We start from the raw sequence: 17779 nt of genomic DNA, 5'->3' as shown, positions 1-17779 counted from the left end.
AGTATCTGGCCATGAGCGACGAGAAGCTCTCAAAGTACGAGCGGGAGAACCTGTTATTGAAGCTCGATAAGGAGTTCGCCTTTGCCGGCGCGACCATACCGCCGGAGCTTGAGGCGGACGGCGGGCGGATACCTCTCAGGGCATTCGTCTTTGAGATGTCAAAGAAGCGCGGGCGGCTGACTCCGGAGGACATTGCGGAGGTCGACCGTGTCATATCGGCCGTCAAGCGTAAGCGCCGCGAGATCATCGATCGCATTTCCCGGGAAGAGATGGCGAAGTCCGAGGCACAGGCGCTGTACGCCGAGGCCAGGGGGCTGGACCGGGCGCTCGACACGCTCTACAACGCCCCGATGCCGAAGCCATCCATCAAGGAAGAGGCGAACAGGGCGAAAATGGAGGACGGGCGGCGGTGGCTGAACCTGATGAGGAAAGTGTACTCGGGCGAGGAAAAGAGGAAGCGAGACTGAATGAAACGAACAGGAAGCTGTAAGCAGTGCGGGAATTGCTGCAGGGATTTCTGCATAGACATGCACGTGGGCGGCGTGACCGACTACGAGTTCACGGAATACCTGCGGTGGCTGGAGTCCCACGTCGGCGTCTCGGCCGATATCAAGAACTTCAAGGGCCGCAACGTGGAATTGCAGATAAGGAACCCGTGCAAAAACCTCGTCGAGAATAAGGACGGCACGTTCTCGTGCGCCATACACGATAATAAGCCCGACATATGTAAGCGCTACCCGGAAGAGGATTACGGGGACGACGTTTCAAGAGATTGCGGCTTTAAGTTCATCCCAGAATGAAAAATATTTATACAGCCTTTATAAATGTGATATTAGAGAACATAATATGGAAGTTTGCAATAAGTGTGGATTGCCCACGGACCTCTGCATTTGCGAGGACCTGGCGAAGGAGAACCAAAAAATTCGCGTATATACCAACACACGGCGTTTTAAGAAGATCACGACCATCATCGATGGCATCGATACGAAGAACGTCAACATCAAGGAACTCTCCCAGAAGCTGAAGACCAAATTCGCCTGCGGCGGCACCATCAAGGACGGCCGCATCGAGCTACAGGGCGACCACCGGGAAGAAGTAAAAAAGCTTTTAGTGAGCTACGGATTCTCTCCCGACCTCATCGAGCTCAAGATGTGAGCCTGCCTCTTTTTATACATTGATTTAAGCGTTTTTTACCATAACTGTCAGGCGGATATAGTATATTATAAAATTCAAGCGCAATCTCGTGTTATCCGTTAGTTAAATTGAATGCCCTATGCCAATTACATTACCGTGTATCCATAAAGCCGACAGAAGGGCAGATTTTTTCGACATTACATAGAGGTGTGGAAATGGCGGATAAAGGCAAAGGAGTAATGACTGTCAAGGAAGCCGGCCATAAGGGCGGTGAAAAGACAAAAGCGCGTTATGGGGAAGGGTTTTACGAGGAGATCGGCCGCAAGGGCGGAAAGATCGGCGGGGAGACCACCAAGGAACGCTACGGCGGCAGCTTTTACGAGGACATAGGCCACAAGGGCGGCCAGAAGGTCAAGGAGCTCATCGAGAGGGGCAAGCTGCTGCGCTCGGGTAAATGATCTCAATATCCTGTTTTACTTAATGCGTTCGGAGATACCGGAGAGAACGCTGTCGATAATGGCATTATCGTGATGCTTATCCGTAGGACCGTCTAATAATTTAACGATATAGCGAATTGCGGCTTAATAAACATTGAAAATATTAATGGTTCTTGTGCGTTTTTGGGGTGATATATTGCTTTGGCTGATGCCTTCGCTCGTTTTTATGTTATGCCGTCGTTGAGTGGTCCAACCACAGAGGCACGGAGAGCGCAGAGCTTCACGGAGATTTTTTTAATAATTGAGGCTCAGAGGCCACGGAGTACGGGTTTATAACATTCCCGGGGCACGGAGTTGAAAGAGGCACTGCCGAGGATAAACCCGCATTATTGTTTATTGGTCAACCGAGCCTCAATAAACTCTGTGCCCCAGGCAAACTAATAAACCGGCCTCTGAGCCCTCTGAGTCTTAAATTATTAAAATAAAACTCTGTGAAACTCCCGTGCGCTCCGTGCCTCTGTGGTTGGACCACTCAACGACGGCATAACTAGAAAAGGATAAAAAAATATTCATCCCAAAACCGCGGAAGAGTCATATTAATAAATGCTAAAAAAGCTTTAAAGAGAAAAATAAGTACTATAAATGCTATTGCTTCCCCAGCAGGTCCAGCGTAAAGTCAGTGATCGCGATACACTGGTCCGGCTTCACGTTGCCTAAGAAACGGATAATGAGCTCCGGCAGCTCCTCGAGGTGGACTGGCCTGGGCTCTTCGTTGTACTTCGCCTTGAACTCGTCGTACTTCCTCCAGTAGAGCTTTTTATCAAGGTCCCTGACGTGAATGAGGAATAGCTGGTCGGCCTTAACGGCGCTTTTACTTCCGTCGTCGACGACCAGGCCGATGCTCTCGAGCCTTACGATGGTCTCCTTCGGCAGCTCGCACGCTAACGCTATGATAGAATTATAATTCTCGTGTCTTTGCCAGACGTCCCAGTCCCTCACGTTTTAGCCTCCGGTATGATAGTCTATACCAATCTGAGCTTATTTACTATATATTTGCCGTTTGCTCAAAGGCTCATCACGATAAAATAGGTCATAGCGGCGAAGCCTATGATGAACGCCAGTATAGCGACGATCTTTTTAGCCAGCTTGAAATTTTTATCCTTTGGCCTTTTCCCGGAGCCCTTTTTCGCCATGCATAAAGCACTATGCTGGTTCGATAAAAATAGTTTCCCCGTGGGGCGCTATTTCGCATCTCCGGCACGCCTGAAGAGATTTTCAGGGCTGCGGTCCACCTCGTGGCAGATGACGTGGTGCGCCACGCCGCACGGTATTATGGTGTACGCCTCTCCGCCCTTCTGCCGCAGGCCCCACGTCTCATCCGTCAGCAGGAAGTACGAGCCCTCCAGGTCCAGGCCCTCGACGCCTTTTACAAAGTTCGGGTCGCTGAGGTCGGCGGAGACTTCCCTGGCGACCTTGATGTTCTTGACCTCGCCGGACCTCGCCTCATATTTCTTATCGTCGGAAAGTACGCCGTCGATCGTACGGACTATGAGCGTGTAGACGGTCTTCGTGTTCGTGGTCTCCCTCTCGCTCTTTTTGAGGTATATCACGGTAGCCCCCCGGGCCACATCCGCCAGTACCTCCGGGGTGAACGGCTCGACGGGCTTTTTACAGAGGCCGTACGTCTCGATCAAGCCCTGCGGGAACCTTTTTGACAGGCGGTCTGCCAGCGACTGGTACGGGGTCTCCCGGGCCGCATATTCTACCGAATATTCGCCTTTCTTCTGGAGCTGATATTCCTTGACCGCCTCGGTCGAGTCATTGTAAATGACGGTCCTGGGGTCAGGGAAAAGCCCGGAGACGGCGATGCCGAACTCGATGGAGGCCATCTCGCACTCGATATTGCGCAGCGGGTCGGGCATGACCCTGGCGGTAGACTGGTATATCTCCACGCCGTCCTTCACGGCGACGCAGCCGATGAAAGAGACGCCCTTCTCGTTAAAGGACGAATCGCAGTAGACCTCGAGCATAAATAAAAAAGAAAGGCGGCGTCGCCATATTAACTTGTCGTCGCGCAAACGGACGCGACGACCGTCGCCGGGTCAGGTGGCCGCGGCGACCTTATGGCCAGCGCCCCGCAGCTTCAGCGCCAGTATCGCCAGCAGGATGCCGTAAGCGATGGCAAAGATGCCGATGGTCTGCGCCAGCGCGAGGGCCCCGGTTAAAGGCCTGGCGAACATGAGCGCGCCGATGATGACGGACAATATGCCGCCGGCGATCAGCAATAGCTCTCCCTTGATGGCCTTGCGCATCTCGATCGCGGCAAATATCTGCAGCATGCCCGCGAATATCAGGTAGAACGCGATGATGTATAGAAACATGAGCGCAGTGAGGCCCGGCCAGATGAAAACGGCGACCGCCGCAGCTATCGATAAGAGGCCCTGCAGCAACCGTACCCACCACCTGCCATCCTTGACCGTTACCGCCTGCAACAACAGCAGGATACCATCCACAAAAACAAAACTCCCGAACAGTAACACGAAGGTCGCGATGGATAGCCCGGGCCAGAAGAAGACGATCAGCCCGAAAATGATGGCAATAGCCCCGCGAAGGAGCATGTCCCACCACATGTTGCGCCATGCTCCCGTTAAATAATCCCCTACATTTCCCATCATATTAATTCCAATTATATAAGGTAATTTTATAAAAATATAAGGATTTGCCGCCCGGGGCTCAAAAAAGAGGAGGGGCCTCAGTTGAGGCTTCCATCTATGAGGCCATCCTTCACGCGTATTATCCGGTCTGTCTGCGCCGCAAGCTCCGGGTTATGGGTGACCATCAGGATGGTGAGGCCCTGCTCATTGAGCTTTTTTAATGTTCGCATGACCTCGCTGCCCGTGGCCGTATCCAGGTTGCCGGTCGGCTCGTCCGCCAGGAGCAGCTTAGGGGCCTTGACCAGCGCCCTCGCGATGGCCACCCGCTGCTGCTCGCCTCCCGACATCTCCTTCGGCATGTGGCCCATGCGGCCATCCAGGCCGACGAGCCTCAGCGCCTCCTCTGCACGGCGGCGGCTGTCCTTCACGCCAGCCAGGCGAGCCTGGAGCTCGACGTTCTCCAGCGCCGTGAGGAAGGGCAGAAGGTAGAACTTCTGGAACACGTATCCGATTTTTTTACACCGCATGTCCGTAAGCTGGCGCTCACCCATCTTCGACACGTCCGTGCCGTCGAGCAGCACGCTGCCCTCCGTGGGCCGGTCCAGGCACCCCAGCAGGTTCAGCAGCGTCGACTTCCCGGACCCGGACGGGCCGATGATGGATACGAACTCTCCGCTCTTCAGGCTCACGTCCACGCCCCTCAAAGCCTGCACGGTCACGCTGCCCATCTTATAGAACTTTTTCACGTCCCTCGTTTCAAGTACCACATCACTCATAGCGAAGCGCCTCCAGGGGCTGCACGTTCGATGCGCGATACGCGGGATACATGGCCGCGAGCACGCCTATGATGGTCATGAAGACCACTGCTTCGGCGATTATCCCGGCGGAGGCCAGGAAACCGCCGAACATGATCCGTATGAGCAGCACAGACAGGGCTATGCCCAGCACGCTGCCCGCCAGGCACACGACAATGGATTCTTCCACGATCATGAGCAGGACGCTCGACCTTCTCGCCCCGATGGCCCGCATCATGCCGATCTCCTTGGTCCTCTCGGAGACGGACATGACCATGACCATGAGCGTGACTATACCCGCCACCAGGAGCATGACCAGCGTGATCATGCCCATGAACGTCTTCGTGGTGCCCATCATGGTGTTGAGGCTCTTCTGCATGTCGCCTGGCGCCATGACCTCGAGGCCGGGGAACTGCGCTTTTATGGCGTTGCCCAGGGAATCGAAGTCTCCGTTCGCAGGCGATATGAGCACCGTCGTGGCCGCCGGACGGCTGAACACTTCCTGGGCCGAGGACATCGGCATCATGACCATGCCGTTCGTCACAATATTCCCGTTCCGCTCCAGTATCCCGGCGACGGTGAAGTTCGTGCCCATCAGCGGCAGGGTGTCGCCCAGGCTCACCTTGTAGTAAGTCGCCGCGTCGGCGCCCAGTATGACCTGGTCCTTGTCCGACAGCGCCCCGCTGCCTTCCTGCACCTTCGCGGTGCCGTAGAACGCTTTCTCATTGCCCTCGGGAACGCCGACGGCCATGACCTGCGGTGGCCCGCCCTGGAACAGTGACGGGGCCAGCGCCACAATGATAAGCGGCGTGCTCTTTGACTTATCCAGCCCGCTCATGTTCATTATGGCGTACGCCTTATCCATCGGCACGCTCGAGGATAATGGCGGGAACTCCGCGCTCGCCGACGACATGGTCGATGGCGACCGCACGTACATTTGCGACGAGAAGCTCTCGGCTAGCGTATCGTACGACTTGCCCATGTACGTCGTAGCCGTAGAGAGCGTGATGAACAGCATGATGCACACGGCGATACTGACCACGGTCAAAGCGGTCCTCGTCTTTCTCTGCCACATATTCTTGATCGCTATATCTAGCATTGTTACTCCATCTCCATTAACCGCCCATAGAACTGGTGTTTATGTTTTAATTCTTCGATGCCCTGCTCGAGCACGGCCAGCTGATACCTGTCCAGGTATTGGCCGAACTTTTCGTGCTTGCTGAGCGCCTCCTTGAGCTCTTCCCCGGAATTCTCGTACAGCGGCTGTGTGACCCGGCGCCGCTCCTCCTTCGTGAGCATGCCAAAGTGCACGGCCTGCGTCTTGAAGTCGAAATCATAGCCGCCCGGGGTCGTGCTCGGCTTCACCGGCGTGGCCGCCTTCTTCTTCAGCTTTTTCTTTCCCGCCTCGGTGATGTTGTACATCATCCTGTCCGGCACGTTTTCCTGGGGTACCTTCTTCCCCTCGATGCACCCCTCGCTTTCCAGCTTTGCCAGCGCCCGGTAAAGGGAACTGTTGCTTAGCTTGAAATAGCGGTTACCGTAGCTCGCCATCAGGCCCTGCCGCAGGCCGTAGCCATGCATGGGCATACCCTGCAATGCTCCCAGGATGATCAGTTCCAGATCGACCATATTCTCACTTTCTCTGCATATTCCCGCTGGAATTATTACCATTTTGTACTATTACCAAAGGGACTATGTCCATCGGGCATAGTATGCGCCAAAGTATTTATAGCTTTCTAATACTGGATGACCGGTCGCCCGATAAAAGACAAAAACGGTTATGGCATGGGCCTTATTTAAAACAGGCTCATTGTGTTATCTTGATCTCCCAGCTATCGTAATAGTTTACGCTGAGACAGTACTTCGCCGTATAAGGAATATCGACCTGCTTAGTGAATTTATATTGCCTGCTTTCCAGCGTGAACTCATAGATCGTCATATACTCCTTGCTGCCGGTGTACGGGTTAATGCATTCCATGGTGATGATGCACCAGGCGCCCTGGCCCTTCAGGTCGATGGAAAAGTCCGCCTTGCCCTGGTTCAGGGTAAAATAGTCATTGCGGTCGTTCACGTTGTACTTGCCCAGGCCTCTGAAAGTTATAGTATTTCCTGACCCGGTGATAGTGATGTCCTTTACCGTAGATGAGGGCGCGACGTCCCCTATCCTGACGGGCGTTTGGGCTTCAGGGGTCACGGTGGGGACGTACGTCTCCAGAATGTTGTACAGGTCGGAGCAGCCGCTGACCGCGACAAATGACATGACTACGAGAAATAATACGACGAGACCTTTACCCTTCATCAGCCTGCAATATTCGCTTTATCGTGAATAAACGTTGCGCCATGTGTACGCTAGGGCGGCTTATAGAAAGCTTCTTTTTTGCAGGCAGGGCAGCCGTATTCGTAGGGCTTACCTTTTACCTTTTTGCCCTGGCTGTCGATGATCGACGGCGGCGTGACCTTCACGATGTGGAGCTTGTGCTTTTCGCAGGCTTTCTTATCGAATTTGAGCGTGCCCGGAGGCACGTTGTAGGTGTTGCGGCACTCCGGGAACCCGGTGCAGGCAATGAACTTTCTCTTGTCCGCCTTTGTCTCTCTGATCACGAGCGGGCTCCCGCACTTCGGGCACGGCCCGATGGGGCTGTCCATGGCCGATCCTGCCCTCAGGGTCCGGCCGATGTCCGCGCGGTGGGATTCGAGCTGGTCGAATATCGTGCGCAGCATGGCCTTCGACTCGCCGGTAACGTCATCCTTGCGGAGGCGGCTCTCGGCGATGCCGTCCATGTCGCTCTCCAGGCGGGCCGTCATCCCGGGGCTGGTGATGGCGCCCGCGTGGGCCTTGAGCGCGTCGATGAGCGTGATGCCGGTCTGCGTGGGCTTCGGCGGGTTGCCCTCGATGTAGCCGCGATTGTATAATTTACTCAACGCCTCGTGCCTCGTGGCCTTGGTGCCCAGCCCAAGCTTTTCCATCGTCTCGATGAGCTTGCCCTGGCCGTACCGCCTGGGCGGTTCGGTCTTTTTCTCCAGGAGGTCGACCTTTTTGACGGCCAGCACATCACCAACGGCCAGCGGCGGTATGACCTCGTCCTTCGGCATGCCGTAAGGGTAGTGCTTTCGCCATCCCGGGGCGGACATACGTTTCCCGTCCGAGATGAATGGCTCGCCGCTGATGTCGATGCTCGCCTTCACCATCTCCCACTCGCAGGGCGGCGAAAGCGTCGCAAAGAACCGCCTTACTACGAGCTCGTACAGCTTCCACTTCCGCTCGTCCATCTGTGTCTTCGAAGCGCAGGCCACCGGGTATATCGGGGGGTGGTCCTTGCTCTCGACCTTGCCTCTTGTGGCCGTGAGAGTCTTCTGGCCGAGCAATTCCAGGGCGCTTTTCGCGAACTCGGGGCTTGCCTTGAACATGCCCACGGTCTGGCGTAAGTCCAGCGTGGCCGGGTACACGGTATTGTCCGTACGAGGGTAGGATATCCAGCCGTTGATGTATAGCTCTTCGGCCACCTGCATTGCGCTCGCTGCGCTATAGCCGATGGACGCGGCCGCCTTGAGGAACTCCGTCGTGCTGAAGGGCACCGGTGCGGGCTCCTTTTTACGGTCCCTCAAAACGCCCTTTACGAGTGCCGTCTTTCCCAGCTTTTTATGGATCGCAGCGGCTTCTTCCTTCTTGTCGAACCTGCCCTTAGCGTGGCCTGCCGTGAACGCCTCCTGGCCCTTTAAAAGGGTGGCGACGAGCTCCCAGTAAGGCTTCGAGACAAAGGCCAGGATCTCCTTCTCCCGGTCCACGATAATGGCCAGCAGCGGCGTCTGCACCCGGCCAACGGACAGGAAATCCTTTCCCGCCTTATTGCCGGCCAGCGACACGAACCGGGTCAGGGCGGCGCCCCATACGAGGTCGATCTCCTGGCGGCACTCGCCGGCGGCGGCCAGGTTGAAGTCCAGGGGCACGGGCCTGGCGAACGCCTGCTCGATCTCCTGTTTCGCGAACGAGCTATAGTGGACCCTTTCAAAAGGCGCTTTAGTGAGCCTGTGGATGATGTTGTAGGCTTCTACGCCGATCAGCTCTCCTTCCCGGTCGTAGTCAGTAGCGATGGTGACTTTTGTCGCCGAAGGGGCGAGCGAAGCCAGCGCTCCGATGATATCCTTTTTCGTGGGCACGGAGACGATGGGTGCGCCGATAAGGGTGGACGGCGGATGAGCCGACCAGCGGCTGTACTCGCCGGGGAAGTCGAGCGCCACGATGTGGCCGGCAAGCCCCACGACCGCGGCCCCGGCTGCCTTAGAACGGTAAACGGTGACGCCGCCGTGCCTCTCGGCGGACCGGTCGGGGAACAGGATCCCGGCGATCTTGTTGGCGGCATCGTGCTTTTCGGTGATGATAAGGTGCATTGCCATAATGGCATGTCGCGCCGTCGTATTAGCTTTAGCGGTGCCCGGCGGATAACGTATTTATGATTAACTGACCCACGTAGGCTTGTGGACTCCATCACGCACGCGCTCATCATCGCCATACCACTATCGCTCATCGGCCGCCCCGACCTGGCGATATACGGCATCATGGGGGCTGTACTCATCGACATGGACGTGCTGCTCGGCCTTTTCCCGGACCGTGACCCCCGGCTCTATATTTACACTCACGGCGGGTTCACGCACAGCTTCTTCGGCGCCTTCGTGGTCACGCTTCTATCTGCGGCCGTCGCATACCCGCTATCGCTCACCTTCCCGTCGATCATGGCACCCTTCGGCCTGCAGGCTATAGTCGCCATCGGGGCCGGCGCAATAACCCACATCGCTGCCGACTACCTCGCGTACCCGGGCATCCCCCTCTTCTACCCGGCCACGGACAAAAAGTACACCCTGGGCATCCTGGCCGGCCCAAGCATCTACATCATGGCCGCCAGCTTCGCATATATCGCAGCCATGGCCATGGGCCTCGCGAGCTTCATGGACCCCCTGCCATACGTGGCCATCTTCGGCCTGGTCATATCGATCAGCGCCGGGTCCAAAGCGTGGGCGGCCACGAAAGTAAAAGGCAGGACCATTGCGACGATGAATCCCACGAAGTGGATGGTGATCGAGGACATGCCGAAAGCTTACCGGTTTTACACTTACGACCTCTTCAAAGGCGCATCGCATGCCGAGTCATACGAAAAATTCCGGGGCCTGACGCCCGGGGAGGCAATGAGATTCACGGGGACCCCGGAGGTCAGGCGGCTACGCTATAATTCGTACATCGTGACCGTAGAGAAAAACGGCAACGTTATCACGTACAGGGACCCCGTCAGGGAGAACGGCCACATCTGGTACCCTCCCCGGCACAAAAGCCAGTCCGTGACTGCCGAATAATGCGCCACAGTATATAAGAATGAAGCCGAAATAGACACCCGAAGGTGACCATTTTGGCAGGGACACATCAGCCTCTGAAGGAAAAGGGCGAGCAGCTGGAAGAGGAAGAAAGCTCACCGACGGAAGACCTCATGCGGGAGCACGGGGTCGTCGAGCGGATCTTGCTCATATACCAGCGTATTCTCGAAAAGGCCATCACGGGCCAGGAGATCGACATCTCGGCCATCAACAAAGCATCGCAGATGGTGGATATGTACGTCTCCAAACACCATGAGGAAGACGAGGAGAACTACATCTTCCCGAAGTTCCGGGAGGCCAACTATATCGTCGAGATCGTGGACACGCTGGAGCACCAGCACGACGTGGCCCGGGAGCTCAACCGCCAGATCATGGATCTCTCCGCGCAGGGCGCCGATATAAGCCAGGAAGACCTGGTGAGGCTTTTAGACAGGTGCGGCATGTATATCAACATGTACCTGCCCCACATCTCCCGGGAAAATACTATCGTATTCCCGACGTTCTTCGACATCGTCTCGAACGAGTACATCCAGGACATCAAGGAGAAGATGGAGGACGAGGAGGAGCAGGCGCTGGGCGACACCGGGTTCAGGGGCCTGGTCGGCCGCGTATCGGAGATCGAGAAGCAGGTCGGATGCCATGACCTGTCGCAGTATACCGCTAACCTCAAGGAGCCCGACACCCTGGATCAGCCGTAGACGCGCTTTAAAATTAATATTAAGATGCAGAAGGCGAGGCTGATCGCGTTCCAGAGCACGATGGCCACGTCGGAGCGGGCCAGGCCGTAGACGAGCCAGAGGCTCATGCCTGCCGCCATGAGCCCGAAAAAGAGCGCCGACACGTCCTTAGCGGACTTCGTGCGGATGATGCGGGCTGCCTGGGGTATGCAGCTGCTCGTGGTCAGCGCCCCTGCCACCAGCCCTACTAGAACGATCGAGTCCATCGCGGGCTTACATGCGGCTGAGGATAAAAATAGTTTGTCGTGTGTGCGGTGAAAGAAATAAAGGCCCTCACCAGAAGTAATCTCCATGCCTTAATCCAGGCTACCTGTGGGCGCTGATTAGTTCGGTCGGTAACACGAACATCACCAAAGGAAATAAACCACTAATTTTCTTTTATAATTTTTTCTCACTAAATCCCTAAGTCTCTAGCTCACCGTCAATGCCCGAACTCTCTAATCCACAGGTCAGTGCACGAACTCTCGAAGCCTCAAACCCGAAATGAATTCCCAAAAGCTCGAATTCACGTTTGAAACGCTAAACGACATAGCACTAACTCTCTAAGGCTCGGCTAAATCGCCAACGCCACTAAAACCCAAAAGTACTGGGGAACGACCTGGCTCTTTGAGTGTTTTGCTTCGCAATTCGAGCAGTGCTCCACCGTTTAGCGTTTCAAACGTGATTTAGAGACTTAGAGCATTCGTTTCGGGTTAGCGTGTTAGTGACTTAGAGCACTGCCCAGAGTATTAGAGAGTTCGGGCATTGACGGTGAGTTCGAGGCTTAGAGGCTTCGTGAGTAAAATATAAAAAGAAAGAATTCGTGGTTTAATTCCTTTGGAGAGGTTCGTGTTACCGACCAAACAAATCAGCGCACAGGGAAAATTAAAACATAATACTGTAGCGCTTACTCCTCGTCGTCGCCGGCTCTCACTTTTCTCAAGCTGTCCTTCTGAGGCAGGTACCGCGCCTGCACGGCCTCGAACTCCCTTGACTTCAGGAACACCATAAGCTCCCTTACCGTACAGAACTTGAACTCGCCGGGGAGCTGAAGCTCCTTGAGGGCGTATACGTGGTTATACTGGTACACCTTGAGATAGGCACAGGCGTCGCTCACCAGGGCATTCTTGTCGCCGTCCCAGGTCTTTTTCCACTGCTTAAAATCGGCGTCGTCCTTGAAGAGGGCCCGGGCCTTATCGCCACGGTACTCTTTGCCGTCCTTCTTCACGACGAAGGACTCGCCGTCCACGACGGCCTTGACCACGCGGCTCGTGCCGACCTGGTACTCCATCAGGTCGCCATCGTAGAAGAAGGTCCGGTCGTGGGACTTCATGTACTCGTCCGTAAGGGGGGTCATAATGCTCGAATAGCCCTTTACGTACCGCATCTCGTCAAGTAACTCGGTGATCGATATCTCTTTTTGGCCTAACTCATCTAGCATGTCCACTGGCATTCCTCATGAAGATAAAATCCGCCCCTGCGGGCCGCAGGCGTAAGCGTTCATAAATACTAGAATTTTTAAGTATAAATAAATGATGACTTAACGGCGTTAAGTAGTGCCGCCTTGTTCATTTTTCTTAGCGCTGCCCGGGCTTGACCTTTTGGGCGAACTGCCTCTGGGAGCTCTCGAGGTCGCTGAACGCCCTGTCCAGCTCCGCCATAAGCTGCCTGCGCCTGATCCTGGACTCGTCCATCTCCCTGACTTTCCCGGCAACTCTCCCGATAATGTCCGCTATTTCCGCCAGCGCCGCCTCATCCTTAGGCATAAAAAGCTCGAAGCCGTCCACGTATGCCTTTATTGTCTGAAGCTGCTCGTCGATGAGCTTCCTTTGCTCCGCGCTCTTTTGTGTCTCCATGGCATCCACTCGATAAAACTAATAACGGCCAGGGCATTAAAATGCTTTTTGCATATGAAAAAAACAGAGTGGGCCCGAAGGGATTCGAACCCCTGACCTCCGCCGTGTGAAGGCGACGTCATAGCCGACTAGACCACAGGCCCGGCGTAGATTACAGTAATGCTCATACATATTAAAATTATCGGCCCTAAACAGGAGAAAAAAGCAGATATACACGTTATAATTATAATAGCATATTAAGCGTAAGCCATGGGATGGATGGGGATGTCGAGGATAGATAAGTTCCTCTATATTGGCGAGAAGGCGATCTTTTCGCTTTCAAAGGAGTTACCGCTGGGATCTGAATACCTGGTTGCCACGGACAGGCGGATCGTCCACATTAAGGGCGAGCGTTTCTACGATGTCAAGTACGAGAGCCTGGAGTCGCTCGGCTGTTACACGATATACGAGTGGCGGCTTCTGCTCGTCGCCGTCATCGCCGCCGTAACAGCGCTCCTGATGAGCGCTACGATCAACATACCGCTCTATTTTATCAGCGACGTGAACCTCGAGAACCTGACCCATATGCTGAGCTTCACCATAAGCCTGCTCCTGGCGTTCGCGGGGGCGATGGTGCTGGCCTTCGTATTAACGATTAGACGGGGCATAGTAATGAAGACGCAGTTCGAGACACGCATCTTCAGCTACCCTCGCTCGATGAAGAAGGAGGCCTTCGATTTCGTGAAGATCGTGCGGGCCGCCGAGGTCGGCATACTCAAGCCGCATAAGAGCATCAGGCCGGAGGTCATCGAGCCCCGGCAGCGGAACCAGGAAGCGCTCAAGCCTCTGCCTTCACGGCCTCAGCCTGATGAAAAGATGCCCAGGCTTTAATCGGGCATGTGGCCTCATGCTCCGAATTTAATCGGGCATGTGTTCCCAGTCGTACACTTCGGTCTTGCGCATCCCGCCGTCGTCGAACTCCCGGGCCACTAACGCATCGCACAGTGGGCAGAAATATTCCAGCTCGGTATCGGAAGGCGCGATCGTCGCGAAGTCCTCGAACTTTTTACCCCTCTGGGGGCATGTCTTCGACGGGCCCTTACCCTCTTTGCCAAAATATCTCGACTCGTTACGCCCGATCTCCGACGGCGTCGCGTACTCGCCGGCGATGCCTCCCCTGAAATTGCCCTTCTTCTCTCCCGACATAATGAAAACTAAGACACGTGAATATAAAAATACGAGGCGCGAACCACAATGATTTTTAGGGGGAACGACGATTAGGATGCATCACTTCTAAAAATAGTCGATATTGGAGTCCTATTCATGAGCCCCGAATGCTCGTCATGTCATGGTAAAGGTTTCATCGTCAAGGGCGAAACGCCCTGTGAAAACTGTAACGGCACCGGCAAGGTGAAAAGCGTCAACCTGGTCGGGATGACCGAAAAAGATCTCAAGAGCCTGCTCGGGGGAGGATTCTGCCCTAAGTGTAAAGGCAGCGGCAAAATACAGGTCCGGGAAAAGTGCCAGGCCTGCGGTGGCTCGGGCAAAGCGCCCGTGTGCGAGGTCTGCGGAAAGGCCGTGGCCCCGGGACAGGAGTTCTGCAACGAATGCCGCAACGTCCGCCCCGTCTATAAGCTAAGCGGCGCCTGCGACGTCTCCGATCTGGATATCGGCAAGACCTACCTGGGCAAGGTGGCCAACCTGGCCGACTTCGGCGTTTTCGTGAACCTGAACGACCAGACTAAGGGCTTAATCCATTCCAGCAACGTCAGCAGGACCTATGTGCCGGGCGAAGAAGTCCAGGTAATGATCAACAGTATAAAGCCCAACGGCAATTTCGATCTCAAGCCCCAGAACTTCAAGGAGATCAAGATCGTCAACGTCGAAAAGAACCTGCCCCGCAGGAAGTCCAGTGATGTGGCTAAGTTCATCGGCAAGACCGTCTGCATCAGCGGCGAGGTCGTCCAGGTCAAGCAGACCAGCGGCCCCACGATATTCACCATCGCCGACGAGGACGGCACGGTCTCCTGCGCCGCGTTCACCGAGGCGGGAATGCGGGCCTACCCGGACATCGGCCTGGAAACGATGGCGAAGGCCGTCGGCGACATCGAGCTCCACAACGGCGCCATCCAGATGGAAGTCCTGGAACTAAAGAAGCTGTCGGACGCGGAAGCGGCCCCCATCAAGGAGACCATCGAGCGCTCCATCGACGCCCGGGCTGCGCCTGCCAAAGTCGAATTTTTAGTGAAGAGCGAGGCGCTCGAGAAGCTCCGGCCCCAGATGGAGAAGGTGGCAAAACATATTCGCCGTGCTATCCTCAAGTCCCAGCCCATCATCGTGAGGCACCACGCGGACGCGGACGGCATATGCGCCGGCGTCGCCGTGGAGAAGGCCTGCTTACCGCTCATTAAGGCGCAGGGGGACTCTGACGCCGAATACCACTTCTTCTCGCGCTCGCCCTCAAAGGCACCGTTCTACGAGCTGGAGGATATCAACAAGGACCTGACGATGGCCCTGGAGGACCACGAGAGGTTCGGCCAGGCCATGCCGCTCATCATACTCATGGACAACGGCTCCACCGAGGAAGACCTGGACGCGTACAAGTACGCTAAGGTCTACGGCATCGACCTGCTCGTCGTCGACCATCACCACCCCGACGAGATCGTCGACCAGTACCTCATCGCCCACGTCAACCCCTACCATGCCGGGAGCGACTTCGGCATCACCGCGGGCATGCTGGGCACCGAGCTGGCCCGGATGATCAACCCGGACGTGGAGAACAAGATCCGGCACCTGGCGGCCGTGGCAGCCGTCGGCGACAGGTCCGAGGCGCCCGAGAGGGCGCAGTACCTCGCTCTCGTCGGGGAAAAGTACCCCGAGGAGGAGCTGAAGAAGATGGCGCTGGCCCTTGATTATGAGCAGTTCTGGCTGCGCTATAACGACGGCAAGGGCATCGTCGACGATATCCTGAACTTCAACGACGAGAAGCGGCACAATGCTCTCGTGAGCCTGTTGTGCGAGCAGGCCGCGAAGATGATCGGCGACCAGCTCGACGCGTCCATGCCCCACGTGAAGACCATGGACCTGCCCAGCGGGGCAGTGCTGAACGTCATCGACGTGGAGAACTACGCCCACAAGTTCACCTTCCCGGCCCCCGGAAAGACCACCGGCGAGATCCACGACCTTCTCTGCAGGAAGTACGCGGGCAAGCCCGTGGTGACCCTGGGCTTCGGCCCGGACTTTGCGGTGCTGCGGTCCCGTGGCGTCCTGATGAACATCCCGAAGATGGTCCGGGAGCTCAGGGACGAGATCCGGGGCGGCGGCGTGAACGGCGGCGGCCACCTCGTGGTCGGCTCCATCAAGTTCGTCGAGGGCATGCGGAAGGAAGTCCTCGAGAAACTCACGCAAAAGATCGGCCAGGCTCCCGTGGGCTGAATGGCCACGCTTGACGAGGCGGCCCGTATCGCCATGCGGGACGTCCTCGGCCTCAGGCCCGGGGAAGAGGTCCTCATTGTCACGAATTTTGAGCCAGATGTTTTTTCGATAGCGAGGGCCCTGGTCGATAACACGAAAGCGCTGGGCGGCAGGCCGACGCTCCTCGTGCAGGAGACGAAGGAGCCCCATATGCCCACGGAGCGTATCATAAACGAGGCAGTAAAGGCCGAGCCCCACGTGCTTATCCTGTTACCTGCTTTGAGCTCTGGCAACGACCCGTTCGGACTGCATACCGGCTACGTTGGGCGAGACGGCAGGCTATACCGGGGTATCATGGACAAGCTCATCGAGGGCGACCGCCGTATCCGGAGCTTCTGGTCGAACAGGGTATCCGTGGATACGTTCAGGAGATGCGTGGCCATCGACTACGGGCCTATACGGGCGGACGCCGCCCGCCTGAAGCGCGTGCTCGACCGGGGCAGGATGGTCAGGGTCACGTCGCCCGCGGGCACGGACGTGGAGTTCTCCATAAAAGGCCGAAAGGCCTTCCTGGAGGACGGCGATTTTTCCCTCCCGGGCACCGGCGGTAACCTGCCCGCCGGCGAAGTCTACGTATCCCCGGCCGTCGCCAGCGCCGGCGGCACGATGGTCTTCGACGGCACGATAAGCCTGGAGAACAATGACGTCTTTCCGTCCACGCCCGTGCGCGTAGAGCTGAAAGACGGCTACGTTTCAACGATCACCGGCGGCCTTGGGGCGGCAGGCCTGCGCAAGACGATCGAGAGCGGCGAGAGCGAAGCCGCCGAGCGGGGCATGCAGGAAGAGCGCAGGAACGCCCGGCACATCGGCGAGTTCGGCATCGGCCTAAACCCTAACGCAATGCTCATCGGCAACATGATCGAGGACGAGAAGGCTCTCGGCACCGCCCACTTCGCCATCGGCAACAACTTCGACAACGACGCCTCTGCCCTCATTCACCAGGACTGTCTCATGCTCAGCCCCTCCATATGGGTGGACGGCCGGCCGATCATGAAGGACGGCGTGCTCGTGCGCTTTTGACTTAACGTATTGTGAGATAAGGCCTATAAGCCCGATGGTGAATTTTTATTGCGTATCGGGTGATACGTAATGAGAATTAATTCGGCAACAATTGCCTGGATCTTTTGCAAAAGGCGATATGGCAGTGAAGGAGATATTGGGCAGGCCAGGCTATAGCGTCACCGGCGTGTTCGGGAGCGGCGCCGGCACGGCCGTCGTATACGTCGAGGGCGGGAACACGGTACATTCTGATGGCAGCATCTGGACCCCCGACATGTACCAGGTGACCGTCGACATAACGGGTAATAAAGTGACGGATATTAAGCATATCGGGCCGAGGTCGCTTCCGACACCTGCGGCCGAGCCTTAAAA

23 protein-coding genes and 1 tRNA gene are annotated in these 17779 nt (G+C 56.3%); 10 read left to right on the top strand and 14 right to left on the bottom strand.

What is annotated here, in order from left to right; genetic code table 11:
- Positions 1-11 precede the first annotated feature (11 nt).
- The 4 genes from MCP_RS11850 to MCP_RS11835 all read left to right on the top strand — a co-directional run bounded on the left by MCP_RS11850 (position 12) and on the right by MCP_RS11835 (position 1592).
- A complete protein-coding gene (locus MCP_RS11850; RefSeq protein ID WP_012901087.1) occupies positions 12-467 on the top strand; it encodes a DUF5788 family protein in 456 nt (151 codons plus the stop codon).
- Positions 468-800, top strand: a complete 333-nt coding sequence (locus MCP_RS11845) for a YkgJ family cysteine cluster protein (RefSeq protein WP_012901086.1) — start codon at positions 468-470, stop codon at positions 798-800. It begins immediately after the preceding gene.
- A gap of 46 nt (positions 801-846) precedes the next feature.
- Complete coding sequence (gene yciH, locus MCP_RS11840; protein ID WP_012901085.1) at positions 847-1155, top strand: stress response translation initiation inhibitor YciH; 309 nt, start codon at positions 847-849, stop codon at positions 1153-1155.
- A 194-nt stretch (positions 1156-1349) separates the two neighbouring features.
- A complete protein-coding gene (locus MCP_RS11835; protein WP_012901084.1) occupies positions 1350-1592 on the top strand; it encodes a hypothetical protein in 243 nt (80 codons plus the stop codon).
- A 624-nt stretch (positions 1593-2216) separates the two neighbouring features.
- On the opposite strand, the gene MCP_RS11830 is transcribed toward MCP_RS11835, so the two are convergent.
- The 9 genes from MCP_RS11830 to MCP_RS11795 form a co-directional block, all read right to left on the bottom strand.
- Positions 2217-2570, bottom strand: coding sequence for a hypothetical protein (locus tag MCP_RS11830; protein ID WP_012901083.1), 354 nt, complete (start codon positions 2568-2570; stop codon positions 2217-2219).
- 65 nt (positions 2571-2635) lie between these two features.
- Positions 2636-2764: a hypothetical protein gene (locus tag MCP_RS16190; protein ID WP_269445985.1), complete on the bottom strand. Its 129-nt coding sequence runs from the start codon at positions 2762-2764 to the stop codon at positions 2636-2638.
- Between the two features lie 48 nt (positions 2765-2812).
- Positions 2813-3601 carry a hypothetical protein gene (locus tag MCP_RS11825; protein ID WP_012901082.1) on the bottom strand — a complete coding sequence of 263 codons (789 nt, stop codon included), beginning with the start codon at positions 3599-3601 and terminating at the stop codon, positions 2813-2815.
- Positions 3602-3673: 72 nt separating this feature from the next.
- Positions 3674-4246, bottom strand: a complete 573-nt coding sequence (locus MCP_RS11820) for an HdeD family acid-resistance protein (RefSeq protein WP_012901081.1) — start codon at positions 4244-4246, stop codon at positions 3674-3676.
- A gap of 77 nt (positions 4247-4323) precedes the next feature.
- Positions 4324-5001 (bottom strand): ABC transporter ATP-binding protein, encoded by a 678-nt coding sequence (locus MCP_RS11815; RefSeq protein WP_012901080.1) that lies wholly within the window; start codon positions 4999-5001, stop codon positions 4324-4326.
- The gene (locus MCP_RS11810; RefSeq protein WP_012901079.1) at positions 4994-6118 is read right to left on the bottom strand and encodes an ABC transporter permease; all 1125 of its coding nucleotides are present in this window, start codon (positions 6116-6118) and stop codon (positions 4994-4996) included. The genes MCP_RS11815 and MCP_RS11810 overlap by 8 nt, the downstream gene beginning before the upstream one ends.
- 2 nt (positions 6119-6120) lie before the next feature.
- The gene (locus MCP_RS11805) at positions 6121-6648 is read right to left on the bottom strand and encodes a PadR family transcriptional regulator (protein WP_012901078.1); all 528 of its coding nucleotides are present in this window, start codon (positions 6646-6648) and stop codon (positions 6121-6123) included.
- 178 nt (positions 6649-6826) lie between these two features.
- Positions 6827-7318 (bottom strand): hypothetical protein, encoded by a 492-nt coding sequence (locus tag MCP_RS11800; protein ID WP_012901077.1) that lies wholly within the window; start codon positions 7316-7318, stop codon positions 6827-6829.
- A 50-nt stretch (positions 7319-7368) separates the two neighbouring features.
- A complete protein-coding gene (locus MCP_RS11795) occupies positions 7369-9414 on the bottom strand; it encodes a DNA topoisomerase I (protein WP_231845078.1) in 2046 nt (681 codons plus the stop codon).
- A gap of 81 nt (positions 9415-9495) precedes the next feature.
- On the opposite strand from MCP_RS11795, the gene MCP_RS11790 reads away from it, so the two are divergent.
- Together MCP_RS11790 and MCP_RS11785 are read left to right on the top strand one after the other, a co-directional pair.
- Positions 9496-10365 carry a metal-dependent hydrolase gene (locus MCP_RS11790; RefSeq protein ID WP_012901075.1) on the top strand — a complete coding sequence of 290 codons (870 nt, stop codon included), beginning with the start codon at positions 9496-9498 and terminating at the stop codon, positions 10363-10365.
- A gap of 44 nt (positions 10366-10409) precedes the next feature.
- Positions 10410-11081 (top strand): hemerythrin domain-containing protein, encoded by a 672-nt coding sequence (locus MCP_RS11785; protein ID WP_128860057.1) that lies wholly within the window; start codon positions 10410-10412, stop codon positions 11079-11081.
- Here the strand turns inward: MCP_RS11785 and MCP_RS11780 are convergent.
- From MCP_RS11780 to MCP_RS11765, 4 genes are all read right to left on the bottom strand, one after another.
- Positions 11072-11326 carry a SemiSWEET family sugar transporter gene (locus MCP_RS11780; RefSeq protein ID WP_012901073.1) on the bottom strand — a complete coding sequence of 85 codons (255 nt, stop codon included), beginning with the start codon at positions 11324-11326 and terminating at the stop codon, positions 11072-11074. The two genes, MCP_RS11785 and MCP_RS11780, sit on opposite strands and share 10 nt — an antisense overlap.
- A gap of 680 nt (positions 11327-12006) precedes the next feature.
- Complete coding sequence (locus tag MCP_RS11775) at positions 12007-12540, bottom strand: hypothetical protein (RefSeq protein WP_231845212.1); 534 nt, start codon at positions 12538-12540, stop codon at positions 12007-12009.
- 136 nt (positions 12541-12676) lie between these two features.
- Complete coding sequence (locus MCP_RS11770) at positions 12677-12964, bottom strand: hypothetical protein (protein WP_012901071.1); 288 nt, start codon at positions 12962-12964, stop codon at positions 12677-12679.
- 60 nt (positions 12965-13024) lie between these two features.
- Positions 13025-13098: transfer RNA gene (locus tag MCP_RS11765), tRNA-Val, on the bottom strand.
- 121 nt (positions 13099-13219) lie between these two features.
- Between MCP_RS11765 and MCP_RS11760 the strand changes: the two genes are divergently transcribed.
- Positions 13220-13825, top strand: a complete 606-nt coding sequence (locus tag MCP_RS11760; protein WP_128567197.1) for a hypothetical protein — start codon at positions 13220-13222, stop codon at positions 13823-13825.
- A 27-nt stretch (positions 13826-13852) separates the two neighbouring features.
- Here MCP_RS11760 and MCP_RS11755 read toward each other — a convergent pair whose 3' ends face one another.
- Positions 13853-14140, bottom strand: coding sequence for a hypothetical protein (locus MCP_RS11755; protein ID WP_012901069.1), 288 nt, complete (start codon positions 14138-14140; stop codon positions 13853-13855).
- A 117-nt stretch (positions 14141-14257) separates the two neighbouring features.
- Between MCP_RS11755 and MCP_RS11750 the strand changes: the two genes are divergently transcribed.
- The 3 genes from MCP_RS11750 (at position 14258) to MCP_RS11740 (ending at position 17777) form a co-directional block, all read left to right on the top strand.
- Positions 14258-16369: a DHH family phosphoesterase gene (locus MCP_RS11750; RefSeq protein WP_012901068.1), complete on the top strand. Its 2112-nt coding sequence runs from the start codon at positions 14258-14260 to the stop codon at positions 16367-16369.
- Positions 16370-17428, top strand: coding sequence for an aminopeptidase (locus MCP_RS11745; protein WP_012901067.1), 1059 nt, complete (start codon positions 16370-16372; stop codon positions 17426-17428).
- A 124-nt stretch (positions 17429-17552) separates the two neighbouring features.
- The gene (locus MCP_RS11740) at positions 17553-17777 is read left to right on the top strand and encodes a hypothetical protein (RefSeq protein ID WP_128860055.1); all 225 of its coding nucleotides are present in this window, start codon (positions 17553-17555) and stop codon (positions 17775-17777) included.
- Positions 17778-17779 lie beyond the last annotated feature (2 nt).

It is taken from the genome of Methanocella paludicola SANAE, assembly GCF_000011005.1.
Classification (GTDB): domain Archaea; phylum Halobacteriota; class Methanocellia; order Methanocellales; family Methanocellaceae; genus Methanocella; species Methanocella paludicola.
Note: the sequence above shows the minus strand (reverse complement) of the source record. Positions and strands in the feature narration are given on the sequence as shown.

Coding starts and splice junctions, on each gene's coding strand:
- MCP_RS11850 (WP_012901087.1), top strand. CDS start 12: ATGAGCGACGAGAAGCTCTCAAAGTACGAGCGGGAGAACCTGTTATTG.
- MCP_RS11845 (WP_012901086.1), top strand. CDS start 468: ATGAAACGAACAGGAAGCTGTAAGCAGTGCGGGAATTGCTGCAGGGAT.
- yciH (WP_012901085.1), top strand. CDS start 847: ATGGAAGTTTGCAATAAGTGTGGATTGCCCACGGACCTCTGCATTTGC.
- MCP_RS11835 (WP_012901084.1), top strand. CDS start 1,350: ATGGCGGATAAAGGCAAAGGAGTAATGACTGTCAAGGAAGCCGGCCAT.
- MCP_RS16190 (WP_269445985.1), bottom strand. CDS start 2,764: ATGGCGAAAAAGGGCTCCGGGAAAAGGCCAAAGGATAAAAATTTCAAG.
- MCP_RS11825 (WP_012901082.1), bottom strand. CDS start 3,601: ATGCTCGAGGTCTACTGCGATTCGTCCTTTAACGAGAAGGGCGTCTCT.
- MCP_RS11820 (WP_012901081.1), bottom strand. CDS start 4,246: ATGATGGGAAATGTAGGGGATTATTTAACGGGAGCATGGCGCAACATG.
- MCP_RS11815 (WP_012901080.1), bottom strand. CDS start 5,001: ATGAGTGATGTGGTACTTGAAACGAGGGACGTGAAAAAGTTCTATAAG.
- MCP_RS11810 (WP_012901079.1), bottom strand. CDS start 6,118: ATGCTAGATATAGCGATCAAGAATATGTGGCAGAGAAAGACGAGGACC.
- MCP_RS11805 (WP_012901078.1), bottom strand. CDS start 6,648: ATGGTCGATCTGGAACTGATCATCCTGGGAGCATTGCAGGGTATGCCC.
- MCP_RS11800 (WP_012901077.1), bottom strand. CDS start 7,318: ATGAAGGGTAAAGGTCTCGTCGTATTATTTCTCGTAGTCATGTCATTT.
- MCP_RS11795 (WP_231845078.1), bottom strand. CDS start 9,414: ATGGCAATGCACCTTATCATCACCGAAAAGCACGATGCCGCCAACAAG.
- MCP_RS11780 (WP_012901073.1), bottom strand. CDS start 11,326: ATGGACTCGATCGTTCTAGTAGGGCTGGTGGCAGGGGCGCTGACCACG.
- MCP_RS11775 (WP_231845212.1), bottom strand. CDS start 12,540: ATGCTAGATGAGTTAGGCCAAAAAGAGATATCGATCACCGAGTTACTT.
- MCP_RS11760 (WP_128567197.1), top strand. CDS start 13,220: ATGTCGAGGATAGATAAGTTCCTCTATATTGGCGAGAAGGCGATCTTT.
- MCP_RS11755 (WP_012901069.1), bottom strand. CDS start 14,140: ATGTCGGGAGAGAAGAAGGGCAATTTCAGGGGAGGCATCGCCGGCGAG.
- MCP_RS11750 (WP_012901068.1), top strand. CDS start 14,258: ATGAGCCCCGAATGCTCGTCATGTCATGGTAAAGGTTTCATCGTCAAG.
- MCP_RS11745 (WP_012901067.1), top strand. CDS start 16,370: ATGGCCACGCTTGACGAGGCGGCCCGTATCGCCATGCGGGACGTCCTC.